The organism is Dietzia massiliensis, from assembly GCF_018390595.1.
GTDB lineage: Bacteria > Actinomycetota > Actinomycetes > Mycobacteriales > Mycobacteriaceae > Dietzia > Dietzia massiliensis.
In genome coordinates this window covers 1-256 of record NZ_JAHBAV010000400.1, presented here as the reverse complement: position 1 = coordinate 256, position 256 = coordinate 1, and the positions used below count along the sequence as shown (strand labels likewise).

At 66.4% G+C, this 256-nt stretch carries 1 pseudogene; it reads left to right on the top strand.

The features are described from left to right. Positions 1–256, top strand: a pseudogene (locus tag KHA85_RS17700) (acyl-CoA dehydrogenase); the annotation flags it as partial.

Sequence of the window (256 nt, the reverse complement as noted above, 5' to 3'; positions counted from 1 at the left end):
GACCGTCTCCTCACCTTCATGGAAGAGCACGTCTACCCGGCCGAGAGCGTCTACCGCGAGCAGATGCGTGCATCGGGCGATGCGAACCACCAGCCGCAGGTGCTCGAAGACCTCAAGGCCGAGGCGCGCAGCCAGGGTCTGTGGAATCTGTTCCACCCGCATCCGGAGTGGGGGCCGGGCCTGACCAACCTCGAGTACGCGCACCTGGCCGAGATCACCGGCCGCAGCCTCGAGATCGCACCCGAGGCCATCAACT